Here is a 20,937-nt window from a genome sequence, read left to right as displayed (position 1 = left end):
AGGCCGAGTGTCAGCTCGCCTGCTTTTGATCTTGATCCACCGGCGACGTCGGAAGGCTGAGCGCAGGGATTGATCCGGGCGTGGGAGCGCAGCGACCGTACGACGAAGTCGTACACAGCGGAAGGAGGTGCAGCGAAGCAAACCGTAGCCGCTGCGCCCGGATCAGTCCCGGAGCGAAGGAACCCGAGCTTGCGAGGGCCGAACGTAGGAGCAAGCGTTTTTTTGCTTACTTTTTTTAGGCGTTTGTAAAAAAAGTGAGTCGCCGTCAGGCGAAACCATAAGCCGCCGTTACCGCAGCAACGGATATGCACTCACATCCCCCCATATGAAAAATTCGTTACCCGTAGGGCGCCCCGGAACTGTCCTTGGCGCCCTGTTTTCGCTACCCACTGTTAGTCATCAACCGCAATCCGCGATAGTCTCCCAGCGAATTCCTCAAGAAGCATCGCACCATGACCGACCCGGCATTTGCCCCCGACATCGAAGCCATCAACCGCATTGACGCGGTGCCGGTGATCCTGAGCATGGTCAAACACCTCACCGGCATGCGTTTTGCCGCAGTGGCCCGGGTTACCGAGCGCAACTGGGTTGCCTGCGCCGTGGATGACTCGATCGATTTCGGCCTGTTGCCGGGCGGCGAACTGGTGCTCGAATCGACCATTTGCCATGAAATCCGCCAACACCAGCAACCGGTGATCTTCGGCCACGCCAGTGCCCACCCGATCTTCTCCGTGCACCACACGCCGAAGGCCTACGGGCTGGAAAGCTATATTTCCATCCCGATCATCCAGGCCAACGGCAACTTCTTCGGCACTCTTTGCGCGATCGACTCGGTGCCGGCAAACCTCGACGAACCGGCCATCGCCAAGACACTCACGCTGTTCGCGCAACTGATTGCCATGAGCCTCGACACCCAGAATCGTCTGGAAGCGACCACCGTCGAGCTGAGCAACGCCAACGAACTCGGACGCCTGCGCGAGCAATTCATCGCCGTGCTGGGCCACGACCTGCGCACCCCGCTGAGCGCCGTGCGCATGAGCGCCGATCTGCTGCACAGCAGAACCGAGGACAAGCGCTCGCTGAACCTGATCGCGGCGATTCGCAACAGCTCGGTGCGCATGGGCGTATTGATCGAAAACATCCTCGACTTCGCCCGCGGTCGCTTGGGCAGTGGCATCCCGGTGCAGCGCAAGTTCGTACAAGATCTGGAGCAGGTCCTGCAACTGAGCGTCGCCGAAGCGCAGGCGGCCTATCCGCAGGCAACGTTTGTTCATGATCTGGATCTGCCGATGGGGGTTTACTGCGACGCGCTGCGCATCAGCCAATTGCTCTCCAACCTGCTGAGCAACGCCGCCACCCATGGCTCGAACAGCACACCGATCGTGCTCAAGGCCTGTGCAGAAAACGCCGAAATCATCATCACCCTGACCAACCACGGCACCCCGATTCCGGCGCAATTGTTGCCGCGGCTGTTCGAACCGTTCACCCGCGCCGAAGCCGAGCAGAGCCGCGAAGGTCTGGGTCTGGGCCTGTACATCGCCGCGCAGATAGCAGCCGCGCACAACGGCACGCTGCACGTGACGTCAGACGCCGAAGCGGGAACCTGCTTCACCGCAAGATTCCCGGCCCGGCTCCATCCCTCACCCTAGCCCTCCCGAAACGTCGGACCGCCCAAAGGGAGAGGGAACTGACCGCGGTGTATGGACGAGATACACCGACGTGAAATACCGAATCGAATGCAGACTTCAAAGCAAAATCAAAAGCCCCTCACCCTAACCCTCTCCCGGAGGGAGAATGGACTGACCGCGGTGGTTGGGCGAGGTACGTCACCGGAGATACCGAGCCGAATGCAAATTTTGAACGGCCCAAAGATCGGCTCCCTCTCCCTCGGAAGAGGGCTGGGGTGAGGGGCAGCCACACCGCAAATCCAAAGCCAACCCCCCGCTTCTAACCACTCAACAATGAGCGCCAGCTCGAGTGCTCTTGATCTTGATCTTGCCTAACCAGCGACATCGGAAGGCTGAGTGGAGGGATTGATCCGGGCGTGGGAGCGCAGCGACCGTCTGGCGCAGCCAGACACAGCGGAAGGAGGTGCAGCGAAGCAAACCGTAGCCGCTGCGCCCGGATCGATCCCGGAGCGAAGGGACCCGAGCCTGCGAGGGCCGTACGTAGGAGCAAAGCCTTTCGGTTCCTTTTTGGCGTTTGAAAAAGGGACTCGCCGTAAGGGCGAAACCGCCAGTCGCAACACCCAAAAAACGGATATTCACCCAAAACAACCAGAGCATGGTCGGCCCGAAGGCCGCCAAGACACAAAAAAAAAACCCCACAACCAAAAGGCGTGGGGCAAAGGAATTGGTTGGTTGCGGCCAACCAAAGGAGCTCAGCCAAATCAAAAAATCAGATGCAATCCTGCGCCGCCCGCTCAAAACTCGACGGCAACAAATTCGACGCCAGCAAATGCCGCTCATAAATGAACACCTTGCCGCCATTCCCCGCCTTGTAAGCCTCAAGCACGTTGTCCGCCGAAATCTTGCTCGGCACCACGATCCGATAACTGCGCTGGGTCTGCGAAACCGTCGGGTGCAACGAACTGCCCTGCAACTTGGGCACCACACACTCGGCGTACTGCTCAGGAGTCTTGCTGGTCTGCAAGGTCAGGCTCGGATTGTTCGGTGCCGAAGCACAACCGGCGAGCAACAAGGAAGCGACAGCCATGGCAGGGACGAATAAAAGACGCATAGGGGTAATCCTGAAAATAAAGGTTCGGTTCAACCGGCAACGGTCCAGCCTCACGGAGCCGCCGTTGCCATTTATGTTTTGAGAGATCAGCTCGACGCCACCAGGGCCTTGAGCGACACATCGAATTGCTTCAAGGCATCGAATTGCAGGTCGCGCTGTTTGTCGATCTGCGCCGCAATCGCCGGCGCGGCCTGGTCATGGACCCACACCGAAGGCAGCTGTTTTTCCACCGCCCCTTCAGCCTTGCCGATGTATTGCAGGTCGGCGTCGTAGAAACGTGCGGTAAAGCGCGCCTCGACCAGGCTGTTACGCTGGGTCAACAAGCGGTTGAAGGTGTCGAGCTTGACCACCACGTCCGGATGCGCCTGCACCAGCGCATCGAGGTTGTCGTAGACCGTCACCGACAAAAACTGCTGTTGCAACGAACTCACCAACCAGTCGATCGCCAGTTCCGGATCGGAGCTGCCGACAAACGCTTCACGAATCCGCGAGTCCAGCGCATCTTTCGCGCCGTTGGCCGCCATGTCGTGGTAACGCTCGAGGTATTGCAGGTTGTCCAGGGTGTTCGCACTGAGCAACACGCCGACGGTTTGCGAATGCTGCAAGGTCGCGCTGCTGCCACCCAGGCTCTGGAAGTGGCACGCCCCGGCGTCGGCTGCGTAGGTCGGTGCGGTAAACATCGCACCCGCTGTCAGCAGGGCGAGCAAAGCCAGTCGGGGCAGGATGTTCATCGCGCAATTTCCTTGAGCGGCGTGGTCGATGGAGGCGATTTTCCGCCGATTGCCGGCAAAGCAGAACTTGCGTTTCTTGATGGTCACTATTACTTCTAGCAATAGTTGCGCTCGCGCAGACTGCGAGACACTCCAATACAACGACAAAGACCCGTGAGGTTTGCCTTGAGAACGTTTGACCTGATCCGTGACGCCGTTTTTCCCGAATATCGCGAGCGCGTGGCCGAGTATCTGGTGCAGTACGAAAGTGTGTTGCTGGACAAAAACCGTCGCGATCCACAACTGATCAAAGACACTGCCAACCAGTTGCGCGGTTACCTGCGCGGGCTCAACACCACGCGCGTGCTGGGTATGGCTTATTGGGAAGAGCTGGATCGCCGAGTGGTGGACACCTGGCTCGCGCCCGCGTCATGACCGTCTAGACTTGCCGGTCGTTGTCCTGTCAGTCGAACCGGAGGTGCGTCATGAGCAACAGCGAACCCACAACTTTCAGCGGCAGCAACGGCGGCTTCGCCGATCGCTTGCGTGCGCATTGGGCGTGGGGCTGCGAGTCCGGCACCAGATCCTGCCGCAGGTCGAGATGTTCCCGATGAGCAAGGTCAACGAGGCGGTCGACCACCTGCGCAGTGGCAAGGCGCGCTACCGCGTGGTGCTTGACGCCAGCCAATAACGCCAAGGCGCGGCGGTGCACGCCGACCGCGCCCTCTGCGAAAATCCGCCCGAACGCTTACAATCGCCGGTCTTACCGCCCAATCAGACAGGCCCGCCCGGAAATGCTGCTCGATCCGCCAACGATGCTCACCATCACCATCGCACTTGCAGCCGCTGCCGCGCTGTACCTGGCGGTCGAATGGCGCAGTATTCGTGAATCTTCGCTGCTGTTCTGGAGCGCCGGTTTCGCCACGATCAGCGTGGGCTCTACCCTCGCCCTGTTGCGCAGCAGCGGCTTCCTGTGGCTTGGCATCTGGTTCGCCAACGGCTTGTTGGTGACCGCGCACTTCTTTTTCCTGCTGGGCGTGGCGCGCTTTACCCAGACGCGGCTGTCGCCGGCCTGGTATCTGGTGTTCCTGATCTGGCTGGTGATGCTCCTGTTACCGGACGGGCCGCTGTGGTCGAAAGCCATGCTGGTGGCCAATTCGTTATTGGTGGCGATCCCGACGCTCAAGGCCAGCTCACTGCTGCGCCCGCACGGCAAATCGCTGAGTGTCGGCGCGGTGCAACTGCGTTACGTGCTGCTCGGTCATGGCCTGTTCTACGTGGCCAAAGCGCTGACCGTGGTGATACCCGGCACGTTGATCGATCTGGCGGCGTTTCGCGGCGAGATCATTCAGATTTCCCTGGTCGAAGGCGCGATGGCGATCATGTTGATCGCGTTGTCGATGACCGGCACCGAACGCTATCGACGGGAAGAGCAGATCGCCCGCCTCGCCGAGCGCGACCCGCTGACCGCCCTGTACAACCGCCGCGCGCTGGAAAAACGTGCACCGCGCCTGCTGCAACAGGTGTCGCCGCAACAGCCAGGCGCCCTGCTGCTGATCGACATCGACAACTTCAAACTGGTCAACGACCACTACGGCCACACCGCTGGCGACCGCTTACTGATCGCCCTGAGCGAAATGATTCTTGCGGCCCTGCCGCGCAATGCACTGACCGCGCGGCTCGGCGGTGACGAGTTCGTCATCCTGTTGAACAACGCTTCCAGTGAGCGCATCGTCGAACTCGGCGACAGCCTGCGCGATCAGTTTTTGAACATGGCCTCACAGACCTTTGCCACGCCCGCCGCGGTTACCCTGAGCATCGGCGCCACCGCGTTCGACACGGCTCCGGCGAGTCTCGCCACCCTTATTGAACAAGGCGATCTGGCGCTCTACGAATCCAAACGCGGCGGGCGCAATCGCCTGCGTCTGACCGGGCTCACCACTCCAGGATAATAAAAACCATGTCCAGCCTCGACACGCCACTGCAAGATCTCGCTGCCCCCGAAGGCGTCTGCTACGGCTGCGGCGGCCGCAACCCACACGGCCTGCACGTCAAAAGCCGCTGGCACGACGACGGCGTCCACGTCATCGCCGAGCACCTGCCGGACAGCCAATATTGCGGCTGGCCGGATCTGGTCTACGGCGGCCTGATCGCCATGCTGGTCGACTGCCACTCCAACTGGACAGCGATGGCCTACCACTACCGCGCAGAAAACCGCGAAGCCGGCAGCCTGCCGCGCATCGACTGTGTCACCGGCAACCTCGGCATCAAGTTCATCAAACCGACACCGATGGGCGTGCCGCTGATCTTGCGAGCCAGGGTTGATGGCGAGGTCGGGCGCAAGACGCGAGTGATTTGCGAAGTGTATGCCGGGGAAGTGCTGACGGCGGTGGGCGATTCGGTGTTTGTGAGAGTGGATACCGGGCAGTTGGCGGATGCGGCGCATGGGCGTTGAAGCCATGACTACTCGATGCTGCCGCTTGGGTGGTTTATCTGAATCCTGCATAAATCGGCTCCCTCTCCCTCTGGGAGAGGGCTGGGGTGAGGGGCGAATCCACCACAACTCACCAGCCGGACGCCCTGTATTCACCGCTCAACTCTGGATTACTGGGTGAAGTTTGAAATCGGCCTAAAATCAAAAGCCCCTCACCCTAGCCCTCTCCCAGAGGGAGAGGGAACTGACCGTGGTGGATGCGAGAGATAGGCCGAATTGAAATACCGAGCCGAACTCAGACTTCGAATCCAGCCGATGCGACATTTGGCAATACATAAACTACGCAGCCCTGCGTCGTTGCCTGCAAACATCGCGGAAAGCGCCGGCTTGTATGGCGTTGGCCCAAGCTCTATCGTTTGCATGTCGCTGCCAAGCAACAAATCGCAGTGGAAAAATCGGGTTGACGCTAATGTCTGCCAGATCTAATCTGCCCCCATCTCGCCCAAGGCAGTACGCCGTCCTAACCATCCAGGACGTGCCAAACCCTTGGGCGTTTTGCTATCAGGAAGAAAGCATGCCAACAGCGGTATTGGTCGACGGCGCCTTTTTCATCAAGCGCTTTCGAAAGATCGAGCTATAAACAGCCTGTTTTAGGCCTGATCTCTTTCCGCGAGTGATGAAAGCCTGGGCCTACACCCAGGCCTACCAGTCTCACTGCGACAGATTTGCCATTCTGGCCCGCGCCGAATGCAACTTCTTGTAGCTCTCTATCAAACGCAAATGGCGATCCAGCCCTTCCAGCTTCATGCTCGTCGGGGTCAGTCCGTAGAAGCGTACGCTGCCGTTGACCGAGCCAATCGCTGCGTCCATGCGCTCATTGCCAAACATGCGGCGGAAGTTGGCTTCGTAGTCTTCCAGCTCCAGATCCTCGTCCAGTTCCATTTCCAGCACGACGTTGACTGCTTGATAGAACAAGCCGCGTTCGACGGTGTTGTCGTTGTATTGCAGGAAGGCTTCCACCAGATCCTTGGCTTGTTCGTACTTCTGCAGGGCGAGGTAGATCAGCAGGCGCAGTTCGAGGATCGTCAGTTTGCCCCACGGCGTGTTGTCGTCGAACTCGATGCCGATCAGCGTAGTGATGTCGGTGTAATCGTCCTGTTCGCTGTTTTCCAGACCTTGGGCAAGGTTGCGCAGGCCGACTTTGCTCAGGTTGTGCAAGTTGAGGATGTCAGCGCGAAATTGCAGGGCTTTGTTGGTGTTGTCCCAGATCAGGTCTTCGATCGGGTAGATCTCCGAGTAATCCGGCACGAGGATGCGGCAGGCCTTGGCACCGATGTGCTCGTACACCGCCATGTAGACTTCCTTGCCCATGTCTTCAAGGATGCCGAACAGCGTCGCGGCTTCTTCGGCGTTGGAGTTTTCGCCCTGACCGGAGAAATCCCACTCGACAAACTCGAAGTCGGGTCTGGCACTGAAGAAACGCCACGACACCACACCGCTGGAATCGATGAAGTGTTCGACAAAGTTGTTCGGCTCGGTCACGGCCTGGCCGGAGAACGTCGGCTGCGGCAGGTCGTTGAGGCCTTCGAAACTGCGGCCCTGGAGCAATTCGGTCAGGCTGCGTTCCAGCGCCACCTCAAAGCTCGGGTGCGCGCCAAACGAGGCGAACACGCCGCCGGTGCGCGGGTTCATCAGGGTCACGCACATGACCGGGAATTCGCCGCCCAGCGAGGCATCCTTGACCAACACCGGGAAGCCCTGTTCTTCCAGGCCTCTGATACCGGCGAGGATGCTCGGATACTTTTCCAGCACTTCCTGTGGAACATCCGGCAGGGCCATTTCGCCCTCTAGGATTTCGCGTTTCACCGCGCGCTCGAAAATCTCCGACAGGCACTGCACCTGCGCTTCGGCCAGGGTATTGCCAGCGCTCATGCCGTTGCTCAGGTAAAGGTTTTCGATCAGGTTGGACGGGAAGTACACCACTTCGTTGTCCGACTGACGCACGAACGGCAGCGAGCAGATGCCGCGCTGGGTGTTGCCGGAGTTGGTATCGAACAGGTGCGAGCCGCGCAGTTCGCCGTCGCGGTTGTAGATCTTCAAGGTGTAGTCGTCGAGGATCTCGCTCGGCAACTCGTCTTTCGCGCCCGGCTTGAACCATTGTTCGTCCGGGTAATGGACGAATTCGGCGTTGGCGATCTCTTCGCCCCAGAACTGGTCGTTGTAGAAGAAGTTGCAGTTCAGCCGTTCGATGAACTCGCCCAGCGCCGAAGCCAGCGCGCCCTCCTTGGTCGCGCCCTTGCCGTTGGTGAAGCACATCGGCGAATGCGCATCGCGGATGTGCAGCGACCAGACGTTGGGCACGATGTTGCGCCACGAAGCGATTTCGATCTTCATGCCGAGGTCGGCGAGGATGCCCGACATGTTGGCAATGGTCTGCTCCAGCGGCAGGTCTTTACCGGCGATGTAGGTGCCCGCGTCAGACCCCGAATGTGGCATCAGCAAGGCCTGAGCATCGGCGTCGAGGTTCTCTACTTCTTCGATGATGAATTCCGGGCCGGTTTGCACGACTTTTTTTACGGTGCAACGGTCGATCGAACGCAGGATGCCCTGGCGGTCCTTGTCGGAAATGTCCGCGGGCAATTCGACCTGGATCTTGAAGATCTGGTTGTAGCGGTTTTCCGGGTCGACGATGTTGTTTTGCGACAGGCGAATGTTTTCCGTGGGGATATTGCGCGTGTCGCAGTACAACTTCACAAAGTAAGCCGCACACAATGCCGACGACGCCAGAAAGTAGTCGAACGGCCCCGGTGCCGAGCCATCACCCTTGTAGCGGATGGGCTGATCGGCGATCACCGTGAAGTCGTCGAACTTGGCTTCAAGTCGAAGGTTGTCGAGAAAGTTGACCTTGATTTCCATGCGGGATTACCAGAATACGGCTAAACGAATGGCCGCCATTATCCGGCTTTTGCGCCCGATGTCTTGTGCTTTCGGGATTCGCCGCCCGCCGGCGACACTGGCAATTTCGGCAAATTCGCTACACTTCGAAGCAACGCGTCGTCATCCATGACAACAATCTGAACAATGTGCCCGCGCCGTTGTTCTAGATTCAGAAGACACCGGATCAAGGACGAGCACATGGCCGTTTCTGCTTCTGCGCAACCTCTGCCGAGTCCGCAACGTGCGGTTACCCGCCGCCTGGCCATTGCGGTCGGCGCGCTGTTCATTGCTGGCGTCATCGCCGCGGCCAGCGCCCTCCTCGGCATCGCTAATCAGCTTGATGAAAAAGACGTCGAACAGAACCAGTTCTACTCGGCGCGAGCATTGGAAAACCGTATCACCGCCACCAAAAACTACATCACCAGCTACGCCTACTGGACCACCGCGTATGAACATTTGAGCGGGCCGGTGGATACGGACTGGGCCTACGCCGAGCAGAACATGGGCAAAACCATGTTCACCAGCGACGGCTATGACGGCGTTTTCGTGATTGATCGCAATCGCACCAAATACTCGGTGATTCGCGGGCAAATGGTCGAGACCGACATTTCCGAGGTATTGCAGGTGCCAGCCGCAGGCTTGCTGGAGCAAGCGCTGAGCCAGCCGGATCTGACCAAACCGGTGGCCACTTATTCGCTGTTCGAGGGCTGGCCGGCGCTGATCACCGCAGCACCGATCATCCCCAACGATGAGCGCCCGCTCGACGAACTGAGAAATACCTCAGTGCTGGTGTTCGTTGACAAACTGACCCCGACCAAGCTGCGCAAGATCGGCAGTGGATACGGCCTGACCAACCTGACGCTGGCCCCGGATGACACCATTGAAAGCCATCAGCCGAGGGTGGCGCTCGACAGCACCGGTTACAGCCTGGTTGCCGATCTGCAGCGGCCCGGCCAGCAATTGTTGTGGTCGTTGATCCCGCCACTTGGCGCGACGCTGGTGGTGCTGATGCTGCTGACTGCGTATTTTTTCCGCCACGCGCTGCGCTCCTCACAGTATGTCGATAACAGCATCGAAGCGATGCAAGCCTCCAACCTCGCTCTCGAAAGTGCCAACCATGCGCTTGAAGCCAGTGAAGAACGTTTTCGTGCCGTGGCCGAGGCGGCTTCGGACTGGATCTGGGAAGTCGACCGCGACCTGTTGCTGACCTACCTGTCGGCACGCTTCAGTGAAGTCACCGGTTACCCGCAAACCCTGTGGCTGGGTCAGCCTGTCGGCGAACTGCTGTCGTGCGACACCACACCGCTGGACCTGTGGCTGCGCAAGCTCAGCGAAGAAACCAGCAGCGGCGATTTGCGCTGTACCTACCGCGACCACTCCGGCCAGCCGCGCCACTGTCGACTGTCGGCGCGGCCAATCGTCCATCAGCACGATGTCGTCGGCTATCGCGGCACCGCCAGCGACATCACCGACGAAGTGGCCGCCCATGCGCAGATCCAGCACTTGTCGATGCACGATGCCCTGACCGGCCTGCCCAACCGCAACAAGCTCGCACGTTATCTGGATGAAGCCCTGTTGCTCAAGGAACACGCGCTGCCGCTGACGTTGCTGATGATCGACCTCGACAACTTCAAACCGATCAACGATTCACTCGGGCATCCGGCCGGCGACGCGGTATTGCAGGAAGTCGCCGCACGCCTGCGCGAATGCACCCGCGAACATGACCTCGTCGCGCGTCTGGGCGGCGATGAGTTCATCGTCGCGCTCAACGGCATGGACAGTCATCACGAGATCGACAAGTTCTGCACGCGCCTGATCGGCAGCCTGCACCAGCCGATCGTGTTCGAGGAACATCCGCTGCACATCGGCGCCAGTATCGGTATCGCGCTGAGTCGGCGCCATGGCTACGTGCCGAGTGATCTGATTCGTTATGCCGACATTGCCTTGTATCAAGCGAAATCCGACGGCAAGAACACCTGGTGCTATTTCGAAGCGCACATGAGCGATCAGATCCAGACGCGTCGGCAGATGGAAGACGACATGCGCCACGCGCTCAAGCACAACGAATTCATCCTGCATTACCAGCCGCGCTACAAGGTCGATGGCAAGCAGATCGTCTCGGTCGAAGCGCTGGTGCGCTGGCAGCATCCAACCAAGGGGCTGCTCGGCCCGGACGTGTTCATCCCGCTGGCCGAACAGACCGATCTGATCGTGCCGCTCGGGCGTTGGGTGTTGCGCGAAGCCTGCGAAACCGCGCTGGCGTGGCCCGAGGATGTGCTGTTGTCGGTGAATCTGTCGCCGGCGCAATTTGCGGTCAGCGATGTGGTTGAGGATGTACGCGAGGTACTGGTCGCCACGCGCTTCCCGGCCAGCCGCCTGGAGCTGGAGATCACCGAAAACGTCATGCTCAACGACACCGACGGCGCACTCGCGACCATGAACGCTCTGAAGCAACTCGGCGTGCGCCTGAACATGGACGATTTCGGCACCGGTTATTCCTCGCTCGGCTACCTGCGCGCTTATCCCTTCGATGGCATCAAGATCGACAAGCGCTTCATCGCCTCGATCAGCAGTGGCGCCAACGATCGCGCGGTGGTGCAGGCGATCATCGGGCTGGGTAAAGCCATGGGGCTGACCGTGACCGCCGAAGGTGTCGAGACCGAAGAACAGCTGGATATTCTCGGTGTCGATCAGTGCAACGAAGTGCAGGGCTACTTCATGAGTCGGCCGATCGACAAAGCCGCGTTTGCCGAGTTGTTGCGGGCCTCACGCCTGTCGCCAATAAGCGGCACGACTGGCAGAAAGGGCCGGGTGACCTGAGGTCAACCCTGCCCCGCCACCCGCACCTTGCCACTGAAAACCTTGAAGCCGAAGGTGTTGTAGGCCAGCGTCAGCGGTACCAGCACGGCAAAACCAATCAGCATGAATGTTTGACTGTTCGGGCTGGACGCCGCGGCGCTCAAGGTCAGGTCCGGCGGGATGATGTAGGGAAACAGCGCGACCAGCATCACGGCGAAGGCCAGCACGAAGACACCCAGCGCGGCGAACAACGGCAGGAAATCCAGGCGGCTGCGAAAACCCCTGACAAAGACCAGCAGTGAAATACCAAGGAGCAACGCCGCCGGCAACCACAGCCGAATATCCGTCAAGCGTTGCGCGTATTGCGGATATAGCGTGGCAGTCCAAACAACCAGTGCCAGCAACAACAGCACAACGATCAATGCCAGGACCCGGGCCTGGCGCGCCGAGCGCTGCTGCAATTGATCCATCGTCCGCCAATAAAGCCAGCAGGCGCCCAGCCATAGAAAGCCGAGCACCAGCACCACACCGCAAAACAGTGCAAAAGCACTGAGCCACTCACGGCCATCGCCGCTGTATTGGCCATCGCGATGCGCGACGCCCTGAACCAGCGTACCGAGCACCATCCCCTGGACGAACCCGGTCAGCAACGATGCAACCATCAACACCCTGTCAATCGCCCTTTTGCTTCGTTCATTGGACGCATGGTCACGAAACTCCAGCGCCACCGCGCGCGCGATCAACGCCAGAAACATCACAATAAACGGCACATACAGGGCCGGTAGCAAAATCGCATAAGCCAGCGGAAACAGCGCCAGCAGCCCGCCGCCGCCGAGCACCAGCCATGTCTCGTTGGCGTCCCACACCGGCAAAATCGTCACCGCCATGGCCCGGCGCTCGCGGCTGCAAGCGGTCACGCCCATGAGCATGCCGACGCCCAGATCGGTGCCGTCGAGAATCACGTAATTCATCACTGAGAATGCCAGCGCGGCGGCGCACAGCAGGGTTAGCCAGTCAGTGTCCATGCAGCGGCGTCCTCAAGAATGCCCGGTTTCGTCGGCCAGGGTCGGTTGCGGTCCCGGCTCATCAGCTTGCGGCGGCTTACGCAGCAAGCGCAGTAACACCCACAGGCCGATGGCGAAAATCAATAGATAGAACAGCAGGATCAACCACGTCGAACCGAGCACTTGCGCCCGCGAGACCGACGACAGGCTGTCCGCCGTGCGCATCAGCCCGTACACCGTGAACGGTTGTCGGCCAACCTCGGTGACGACCCAGCCGCTGAGCATCGCCAGAAATCCCGCCGGGGCCAGCCACACGCAGCCGTTCAGCCACCAGCGCGTGCTGTACAAACGTCGACGGCGGCGCAGGATCAGGCTGATCACGCCCTGCGCCAGCATCAACAGGCCCAACCCGACCATCAGGCGAAAGGCATAAAACACCGGCGCCACCGGCGGGATGTCTTGCGGCGGGAATTCATCCAGCGCGGCGATGCTGCTGTGTAAGTCGTGATGCAAATATAGCGAGCCCGCGCGTGGAATCGACAATTCCCACAGGTTGCGTCGCTCGTTCATGTCCGGCCAGGCCAGCAGGCGCAACGGTTCACCGGCGCCTGCGGGTGGTCGGGTCCACGAACCCTCGATCGCGGCGACCTTCTGCGGCTGGACCTGCAAGCTGTGCCGGCCATGCAGATCGCCGACCACGATCTGCAGCGGCATCAACAGCACAATCAGCCACAACGCCATGGAAAACTGCACGCGGGCGCGGGGATTGTGCGCGGCCTTGCGCAATTGCCAGGCGCTGACGCCGGCAATGAACGTCGCACTGCCAATGAACACGGCGAGGATCATATGCGCCAGACGATACGGAAACGACGGGTTGAAAATGATCGCCCACCAATCTTCGGCGATGAACCGGCCGTCCGCGGCAATCGAATAACCTGCCGGCGTTTGCATCCAGGAGTTGGCGGAGAGAATCCAGAACGCACTGATCAATGAGCCCAGCGCCACTGCACAGGTGGCGAAAAAATGCAGTTTCGGGCCGACCTTCTTCAGGCCGAACAGCATGATGCCGAGGAAGCCCGCTTCGATGAAAAACGCCGCCAGCACTTCAAAGAACATCAGTGGACCGATGACGTCGCCGGCCTGCACCGCCAACCGCGACCAGTTCAGCCCGAACTGATATTCCAGAATCAACCCCGACGCCGTGCCCACCGCGACATTGAGTGCGAACACTTTCAACCAATAGCGATAGACATCCAGGTAAACCGTGCGCCCGGTTTTCAACCACAACGCTTCCAGCACCATCAGAAAGTTGGCCAGACCGATGCTCAACGCCGCCAGCACGATGTGGAAGCCGATGGTGATTGCGAACTGGGCGCGGGCCGCCATCAGGGCGGATTCAACGGACTCCATGCGGGCATTCAGCCGCTGAAGAACAGCGCAAGCTTGTTGCCCTCGGGATCGCGCAGGTACGCCACATAAAAGTCCGGCGTGTAAGCCTCGCGGGTGCCCGGCGCGCCTTCGTCGCTGCCGCCATGCTCCAGCCCGGCCTTGTGAATCTGGTCGACCTGCTGCCGTGATTCGGCACGAAACGCCGGCATCATGCCGTTACCCGCGGTTGCGGGCTCACCGTTGAAAGGTTTGGCGATGTGCACGCTGCCGGGTCCATTGGACTTGTCGGCGGCGTCGGGAAGGTAAAAGCAATCGTGTTCTTCGCGATCATGCTGATAGCCCAGCGGCGTGAGGATCGCGTGATAAAAGGCCGCCGAACGCTCCACGTCATTGGCGCCGATAAACAGATAACTGAGCATGGGATGTTCCTCCGCTGGCCATTCAACCGTGGGTTTGTTCTTCGTTATGGGTGAACAGGTTGCCGGCCTCGCGCACCAGTTGCCGCCATTCTGCAGGGGTGATCAGGCCTTGTTCCTCCATCGCATCGGCAGCCTTGAGCAGTTCGTCGTAGCGGTGTTCGGGGTCCGGATCGTCCTGTGTTTGCGCCGCCAGTTCGCGCCAAGCCGCCAGTGATGCCTGTTTTTGTTGATCGAACATGGGGGGTATCTCCTGAAAGACTCACCCGGTAGAAAGAATCGGCCCGGCGCAGGTTCAGGGCAGTCGACGGATGGACGGTCTGTTTGAAATGGCTCAACGGCGTTGCGGTATTTGTTTATTGACCGTGCAGTGCCGATCCGCGAACTTATTCCCCGTCCGGTTGTGGACCATGACCGGGAAAAAAGCCTGCGCGCCATGTGTTTCCCCGCTGGTTTCCTGCGTCGCACTGTTCACTGTTCATCCCTGTTCGCTGGAGTTTTTCGATGCCGTCGCCCAAATCCCTGCCCGCCGCCCTGCTCGGCCTGGCCCTTGCCTGCCCGGCGCTGGCCGAGACCCAAGGTCTGGAACTGGGGCAAGTGCTGATTTCGGCGGATGAGCGCAGCGGTGCAGACGCCAGCGTCGAAGAAGCCGAGACCCGTCTCGAACAAGTGCCGGGGGGCACCAATGTGGTCGACATGCGCCAGCCGTTGCAGGGCCGCGTGGCAAGCAATCAGGATGTGCTGGCCTACCAACCGGGCGTCTATGCGCAGTCGGCGGGCAACGAAGGCGTGAAGATTTCCGTGCGAGGTTCAGGCATCAACCGCGCGCCGGGGGCGCATGCGTCGGGGCTGTATACGATGCTCGATGGCTTGCCGCTGACCGGCCCCGGCGGCACGCCGTATGAATTGCTCGAGCCGTTGTGGGTCGATCACGTTGAAGTGCTGCGCGGCGCCAACGGTTTCGATCGTGGCGCGCTGGCACTGGGTGGGGCCGTCGATTACGTCAGCCACACCGGCTACACCGCGCCGAAGCTGCAAGTGCGTTATGCGACCGGCAGCCACGGCTATCAGCAACGTCAGGTCAGTTCCGGGCAAGTGCTCGGCGACTTCGATTACTACGTGTCGCTGACCGATGCCAATGCCGACGGCTATCAGGATCACACCGCCAGCGAAAGCAGAGGCGTGATCGCCAACTTCGGTTATCGCTTCAACCCGAATCTGGAAACGCGCTTCTATATCCGCTACCGCGAAACCGACAACGACCTCGCCGGCCGCGTGACCAAGCACTCCATCGAGCATCACCCGCGGGCCGCCAACCCGTCCTACGTGGCGCGGGACGATAGTCGCAAGCAACCGGGCAGCACCTTCATCGGCAACAAGACCACCTTCTACATCGACGATGATTCGAGCATTCAGACCGGCCTCGTCTATCACGACTACCCGATGGATCTGCGCGAAGGCCCGAACCGCTTGAAGGTCGCCTACACCGACGTCAGCGGCACCTTCGACTACAAGCGCCGCGACACCCTGTTCGGCATGGAAAGCCGCAGCACTGTCGGCCTGCGCGTGACCAAGCATCTGCCCAACGACGGCGCCAGCGAATTCGTCCGGGTCCCGAGCGGCAACACGGCCCGTTACGCGCCGGGTACACGCATGCGCAACTTCACCTATCAGGGTTCGGACACCGTCTTGCATGTCGGCAACGACCTGGAAATTGCCGACGACCTGTGGCTGACCACCGGCCTCGCCGCTATCTATACCCGCCGCGAAAGTGCCGTGACCTACCCGCAAGGCGGCGGCAAAACCAGCCTCAATGATTGGGACTACGCACCGCGGATCGGCCTGCGCTACCAGATCACCCCGGATGTCCAAGTGTTCGGCAACCTCAGCCGCTCGGTCGAAGCGCCGCACCCGTGGTCGTTGATCTACAGCTCTAACGTGCGCTTCCCGGCTGGTAACGGCGCGGCCACCGGCACGCAAAAAGACCCGACAACCCTGCAAAATCAGACCGCGACCACGCTGGAACTCGGTGGCCGTGGCGACAGCGCTTTCGGCGAATGGAGCCTGGCCTGGTATTACGCACAAGTGCGCCACGAACTGCTTTCGGTACTGCCTGACGCCACGGCGGTGACCCCGTACGAACTCAACGCCAGCCCGACCGTGCATCAAGGCGTCGAAGCCAGCCTGAACAGCAAACTCTGGTCGGCGGCGGATGGCCGTCAATTGAGCCTGCGTCAGGCCTACACTTTCAGCGACTTCCACTATCGTGATGAGCAGCGTTTTGGTGACAACCGTCTGCCGGGCTTGCCGATGCACTATTACCAGGGCGAGTTGCGCTATGACTGGCCGCAAGGTTTCTTTGCCGCCGTTAACACCCAACTGGTATCGAAAACGGCCGTGGATTATGCCAACAGCTACTACGCTGACCCGTACGCCCTGTTCGGCGCAACGCTGGGCTACAACGCACCGAAGGGTGACTGGCAGGGCTGGGTCGATATGCGCAACCTGACCAACAAGCATTACGCGGCCACAGTCACACCGGGGTATGACGACAAGGGGCTGGATGCGGCGCGGTCGACGCCGGGTGAAGGGATGGGGGTGTATGTCGGGGTTTCGTGGAGCTTGCTCTGACCGCTTGCCCCCTTGGAAGCAAGCGCTGCGGGTTGCTCAGAATCAGTCTCGTAAAGCTGACTGTGATTTCACCCGCCTCTGATGATGGATCGTCCGATGAAATGTCGATGTCCCGAATGTGGCTATATTGCGAACAGTATTCCTCCAACCCACAAGTGCCCCGACTGTGGAGGTTTCTCCCACGACTGGCTGATTTATGACTGGGACAGCTTTGCGTCGATCAAGCGTCGGCATCTCAGCTATAACGTGGCAATTATTTGCCTGGCGCTTGCTGGCATGCTGACGGCCCTGACTGTGGGAACATCCCCTGTGCTGCCGTGGATGCTCGCCTTGCTAATCGTCCCTGCGATGGTCAGTGGATGGCGTTGCCGCAGGCAGCTGAGAGACCAAGCAAAATACCAGGGACACAAGGCTGGCATTGTGTTCCCCTGGTTTAGCGGTTTCGGGGGATTGTGAAACGTACAGGCAACGAGATCCGCTTCACCTTACTCATCAGGGAAGATAACAACATTGAAAAAAGCTCTGTGCGTCCTGCTTTTGATTGGCGTTTCAACCAGTGCTTTGGCTGACGTCAAGCAGATCGGCTTCCAGTCCATCCACTTGCCCGACCCACACCACCAGCGCCCGCTGGAGATGGTCGTGTGGTACCCGAGCCCGACAACAGACGCGCCAGAGCTGATTGCCGACGATGTCGTGTTTGCCGGCGCCGACGCCGTTCGCAACGCGCCTCCCGTCGCGGGCGAACATCCCTTGGTGGTGCTGTCTCACGGCTATCGCGGCAACTGGAGCAACCAGATCTGGCTGGCGAGCGCGCTGGCCCATCAGGGCTACATCGTCGCAGCCATCAACCATCCTGGCAGCACGACTCATGATCGCGGTGAGCAAGCGGCGGCAGAGTTGTGGCAGCGGCCCGTTGATCTCGGCCGGGCCATTGATGCAGTCTTGGCACAACCGGACAAATACGGTTTGACCACCGAGCGCCAAATCGCCGTCGTTGGGCATTCGCTTGGCGGCTGGACTGCGCTGGAAATCGCCGGTGCACGCTTTGACCCACAACTGTTCGCTCGGGACTGTGAAGCCCATCCGCAGCTGTCCAGTTGCAAGGTCTACCAGACCATGAACCCCGCAAGCACTGCGCCACTCGAAACAGCATTGGCGAGCGATCTGCGCGATCCACGCGTCAGTGCTGTCGTGACACTGGACCTGGGACTATCGCGCGGCATGACCGACGAGAGTCTTGCAGCTCTGCCGGTGCCGACGCTGGTCATCGCAGCCGGCGCCCCTTCGCTGGATTTACCGACAGAACTGGAGTCCGCCAACCTCGCCAAACGCTTGCCCAAAGCGACCAGCCAATATGTCGAGATCGGCGACGCCAGTCATTTCAGCTTTCTGCCAACCTGCAAGCCGGGGGCGGTGGAACTGCTGGAGGAAGACGCGCCGGGGGACGGGATCATTTGCAGCGATGGCGACAATGCCCGTCCAAGGGCAGAGATTCAGCAGCAGGTGACCTTGCTTATTTCCGATTTTTTGACGCAAGCGGCGAACACCAAGGAAGAACGTTAAGTGCTGGGTGGAAAGTTACCTGATCACAAAAACAGCACGGCCGCCGCTTCCCGCATAAAAATCTCAACGGTCTTTGGCCCGATTCCATCGAACTCGCAAAGGCGCTTTTCAAACGCCTTGCGATCAGCACTTGCGGCCACGATGTTGCCAACCTTGCCGGCGTATTCGCTGTTGAGTTTGTTGGCCAATGCAAGCAAACGCGCAGCCGTGCTCTCGTCGTAACGCACGTACCGGGCTTGCCCGAGTAGTCCGACCAACTGGCGGCGGCTGCACTGTGCGAGTTTTTGCGGGGTATCGCTCTGATGCTGCACGACGATGATCTGGTACGCCTGCGCGGCAATCGCGCCCTGGATTCTTTTGCCCATCAGGAAACTGGCAACCAGCCATTTGAACAGCCCCGCTTCGTTGGCTCCTTGAAGGTCGATCTGCAAATCGCTTGCGCTGATGTTTTTACTCACGGTCTGGTCTCAATGAAGACACTCGGCCCGGCATGGCTACCGGGTAATAGCTGGTTTTCAGCCGCGCCTTGTCAGTTCCGATAGGCGCAAGCAAGTGAAGGTTCGAAAAAACACCACGCGTCGAACCTGTCGCGAGTCCCGCTGTATTCAACGATGTCGGCCTCGGCCGTTAAATTGAATCTCAAGCGAGCCAGCGTGGTCAGCTTGAGGAGGAGATTAAATGAAGTATCACGGAATCCTTATGAGCCTCGCAGCACATGAATATGCAGATCCCCGGTCGAAAACGGCCTGATATGAAGGCGCAAGACACCGAAGACGCTGCGCCGATCAAAGCTGTCAGCGCTGTCGCCGCCTTCCGCCTCACAGTAGCGTTCATGCTGACGGTGATTCTGGCGTTTCTCGGCGTGGAGGGATGGCGGACCTGGCGCGACTATCACTCAGCGTTTAATTCAGCACGCAACTCTGTCACCAACCTCGCCAGGGCGACGGCGCAGCATGCAGAGGATGCCATTCGACAGGTGGATGTACTGACTGCTGCGCTGGGCGAGCGCGTAGAAGGTGACGGACTGCAAAACATCAATGTGAATCGCATTCACAAATTGTTGGTACAGCAAGCCAGATTGATGCCGCAATTGCACGGCCTGTTCATTTATGGCCCGGACGGGCAATGGATCGTCACCGACAAGGAAGTCATTCCTGAACCGGCTAACAACGCCGACCGCGATTACTTCCAATATCACCGCTCACACACCGATCGTAATGTGCGTATCGGCAAAGTGGTGAAAAGCAAATCCACCGACGATCTCATCATTCCTATCTCGCGTCGCTTGAACAACCCTGATGGTTCCTTTGCAGGGGTTCTCCTTGGGACCATCAAAGTCAGCTATTTCGTGGATTATTACGGTGATTTCAAAATCGACGACCGAGGCGCATTGGTTCTGGCACTGCGCGATGGAACAATCCTGGTACGTCGACCGTTTATCAAATCCGTTATCGGCCAGAGCCTGGCGAGCAGTGAAATTTTCACCCGTTACCTGCCCGTCTCCAGCGACGGCATCGCAGAAGTCAAAGCCGTCGTGGACGGCACCGAGCGCCTGTATGGTTATCGGGCGCTGACCACATACCCCTTGGTGGTCGAAACCGGGCTGTCCCGTGAATCGATCATCGCGCCCTGGCGCTGGGATCTGTACAAGACCGGATTTGTGCTGTCCTCGGTGATCTGCGCGTTTACGGTGTTCGGTCTGATTGTCCTGAATCAGCTTCGCCAGCGCATGGCCATTGAAAAAGAGTTGCGGCTTGCCCATCAGGCCATGCGCGATATGGCCTTGACCGACAGCCTCACCGGCCTGGCCAATCGGCGTCGACTGGACACTGCGCTGGACGACGAGCTTCGCTTGGCCAAGCGGCAGAACTCGTCACTGGCATTGATCATGATCGACGTCGATTACTTCAAACGCTACAACGATACCTACGGGCACGCCGCCGGTGACGAATGTCTGGCCACTGTCGCAAGGACGATCTCTCAGGCGCTGAAACGCCCCGGGGATCTTGCCGTCCGGTATGGCGGTGAAGAGTTTGCGGTGCTGCTGCCAAACACCGACCTCCATGGGGCAGAACGGGTCGCCCGGCACATCATCGAGACCCTTCGAGCGCTGGGCATAGAACACACCGCACACCCTCTCGGCCACGTCACTGCCAGCGCAGGCATCGCGGTGGCCAAGCCAGCCGTGCATGACCTTGGCGCCGCTACGCTGATCAACTCCGCCGACAAGATGCTCTACGCAGCCAAGCAGCAAGGCAGAGACCGCTACTGCAGTGCCACGCAGCGAGCGTGATCGCCATCGCTCGTCACAATCC

At 59.9% G+C, this 20,937-nt stretch carries 16 protein-coding genes and 1 pseudogene; 9 read left to right on the top strand and 8 right to left on the bottom strand.

Features of this window, described 5'->3' with window-relative positions; translation table 11 throughout:
• Positions 1–452 precede the first annotated feature (452 nt).
• Entirely contained in the window at positions 453–1,649 is a 1,197-nt protein-coding gene (locus tag J3P93_RS12250) for a GAF domain-containing sensor histidine kinase (RefSeq protein ID WP_434597711.1), read from the top strand.
• Between the two features lie 748 nt (positions 1,650–2,397).
• Here J3P93_RS12250 and J3P93_RS12245 read toward each other — a convergent pair.
• Together J3P93_RS12245 and J3P93_RS12240 are read right to left on the bottom strand one after the other, a co-directional pair.
• Positions 2,398–2,739: a hypothetical protein gene (locus tag J3P93_RS12245; RefSeq protein ID WP_434597709.1), complete on the bottom strand. Its 342-nt coding sequence runs from the start codon at positions 2,737–2,739 to the stop codon at positions 2,398–2,400.
• An 86-nt stretch (positions 2,740–2,825) separates the two neighbouring features.
• A complete protein-coding gene (locus J3P93_RS12240; RefSeq protein WP_203418297.1) occupies positions 2,826–3,470 on the bottom strand; it encodes an ATPase in 645 nt (214 codons plus the stop codon).
• 165 nt (positions 3,471–3,635) lie between these two features.
• Between J3P93_RS12240 and J3P93_RS12235 the strand changes: the two genes are divergently transcribed.
• From J3P93_RS12235 to J3P93_RS12220, 4 genes and pseudogenes are all read left to right on the top strand, one after another.
• Positions 3,636–3,884, top strand: coding sequence for a hypothetical protein (locus J3P93_RS12235; RefSeq protein WP_434597707.1), 249 nt, complete (start codon positions 3,636–3,638; stop codon positions 3,882–3,884).
• Positions 3,885–4,023: 139 nt separating this feature from the next.
• A pseudogene (locus J3P93_RS12230) lies at positions 4,024–4,140 on the top strand (alcohol dehydrogenase); the annotation flags it as partial.
• Between the two features lie 103 nt (positions 4,141–4,243).
• On the top strand, positions 4,244–5,401 hold the full coding sequence (locus tag J3P93_RS12225; protein WP_434597705.1) for a GGDEF domain-containing protein: 1,158 nt from the start codon (positions 4,244–4,246) through the stop codon (positions 5,399–5,401).
• A gap of 8 nt (positions 5,402–5,409) precedes the next feature.
• Positions 5,410–5,904, top strand: a complete 495-nt coding sequence (locus tag J3P93_RS12220; protein WP_434597703.1) for a PaaI family thioesterase — start codon at positions 5,410–5,412, stop codon at positions 5,902–5,904.
• A 690-nt stretch (positions 5,905–6,594) separates the two neighbouring features.
• Here the strand turns inward: J3P93_RS12220 and J3P93_RS12215 are convergent.
• Entirely contained in the window at positions 6,595–8,799 is a 2,205-nt protein-coding gene (locus J3P93_RS12215; RefSeq protein WP_434597701.1) for an OsmC domain/YcaO domain-containing protein, read from the bottom strand.
• 219 nt (positions 8,800–9,018) lie between these two features.
• Here J3P93_RS12215 and J3P93_RS12210 point away from each other — a divergent pair, with 219 nt between their 5' ends.
• Positions 9,019–11,640, top strand: coding sequence for a bifunctional diguanylate cyclase/phosphodiesterase (locus tag J3P93_RS12210; RefSeq protein ID WP_434597699.1), 2,622 nt, complete (start codon positions 9,019–9,021; stop codon positions 11,638–11,640).
• A gap of 2 nt (positions 11,641–11,642) precedes the next feature.
• Here the strand turns inward: J3P93_RS12210 and cydB are convergent, their stop codons facing one another.
• The 4 genes from cydB to J3P93_RS12190 are packed head-to-tail and all read right to left on the bottom strand — an operon-like array spanning position 11,643 to position 14,669.
• Positions 11,643–12,644 carry a cytochrome d ubiquinol oxidase subunit II gene (gene cydB, locus J3P93_RS12205; protein ID WP_434597696.1) on the bottom strand — a complete coding sequence of 334 codons (1,002 nt, stop codon included), beginning with the start codon at positions 12,642–12,644 and terminating at the stop codon, positions 11,643–11,645.
• A 12-nt stretch (positions 12,645–12,656) separates the two neighbouring features.
• Entirely contained in the window at positions 12,657–14,033 is a 1,377-nt protein-coding gene (locus tag J3P93_RS12200) for a cytochrome ubiquinol oxidase subunit I (RefSeq protein ID WP_434597694.1), read from the bottom strand.
• Between the two features lie 8 nt (positions 14,034–14,041).
• On the bottom strand, positions 14,042–14,431 hold the full coding sequence (locus tag J3P93_RS12195) for a VOC family protein (RefSeq protein WP_434597692.1): 390 nt from the start codon (positions 14,429–14,431) through the stop codon (positions 14,042–14,044).
• A 22-nt stretch (positions 14,432–14,453) separates the two neighbouring features.
• A complete protein-coding gene (locus J3P93_RS12190; RefSeq protein WP_434597690.1) occupies positions 14,454–14,669 on the bottom strand; it encodes a hypothetical protein in 216 nt (71 codons plus the stop codon).
• Positions 14,670–14,932: 263 nt separating this feature from the next.
• Between J3P93_RS12190 and J3P93_RS12185 the strand changes: the two genes are divergently transcribed.
• Positions 14,933–17,059 (top strand): TonB-dependent receptor family protein, encoded by a 2,127-nt coding sequence (locus J3P93_RS12185; RefSeq protein WP_434597688.1) that lies wholly within the window; start codon positions 14,933–14,935, stop codon positions 17,057–17,059.
• Between the two features lie 510 nt (positions 17,060–17,569).
• Positions 17,570–18,622: an alpha/beta hydrolase family protein gene (locus J3P93_RS12180; protein ID WP_434597686.1), complete on the top strand. Its 1,053-nt coding sequence runs from the start codon at positions 17,570–17,572 to the stop codon at positions 18,620–18,622.
• A gap of 23 nt (positions 18,623–18,645) precedes the next feature.
• Here J3P93_RS12180 and J3P93_RS12175 read toward each other — a convergent pair whose 3' ends face one another.
• Positions 18,646–19,080, bottom strand: coding sequence for a DNA methylase (locus J3P93_RS12175; protein ID WP_434597684.1), 435 nt, complete (start codon positions 19,078–19,080; stop codon positions 18,646–18,648).
• Between the two features lie 263 nt (positions 19,081–19,343).
• Between J3P93_RS12175 and J3P93_RS12170 the strand changes: the two genes are divergently transcribed.
• A complete protein-coding gene (locus J3P93_RS12170; RefSeq protein ID WP_434598351.1) occupies positions 19,344–20,915 on the top strand; it encodes a sensor domain-containing diguanylate cyclase in 1,572 nt (523 codons plus the stop codon).
• Positions 20,916–20,937: the final 22 nt, after the last annotated feature.

Origin of the sequence: Pseudomonas sp. R3-57, assembly GCF_051132065.1 — a bacterium.
Taxonomy (GTDB): Bacteria; Pseudomonadota; Gammaproteobacteria; order Pseudomonadales; family Pseudomonadaceae; genus Aquipseudomonas.
Note: the sequence above shows the minus strand (reverse complement) of the source record. Positions and strands in the feature narration are given on the sequence as shown.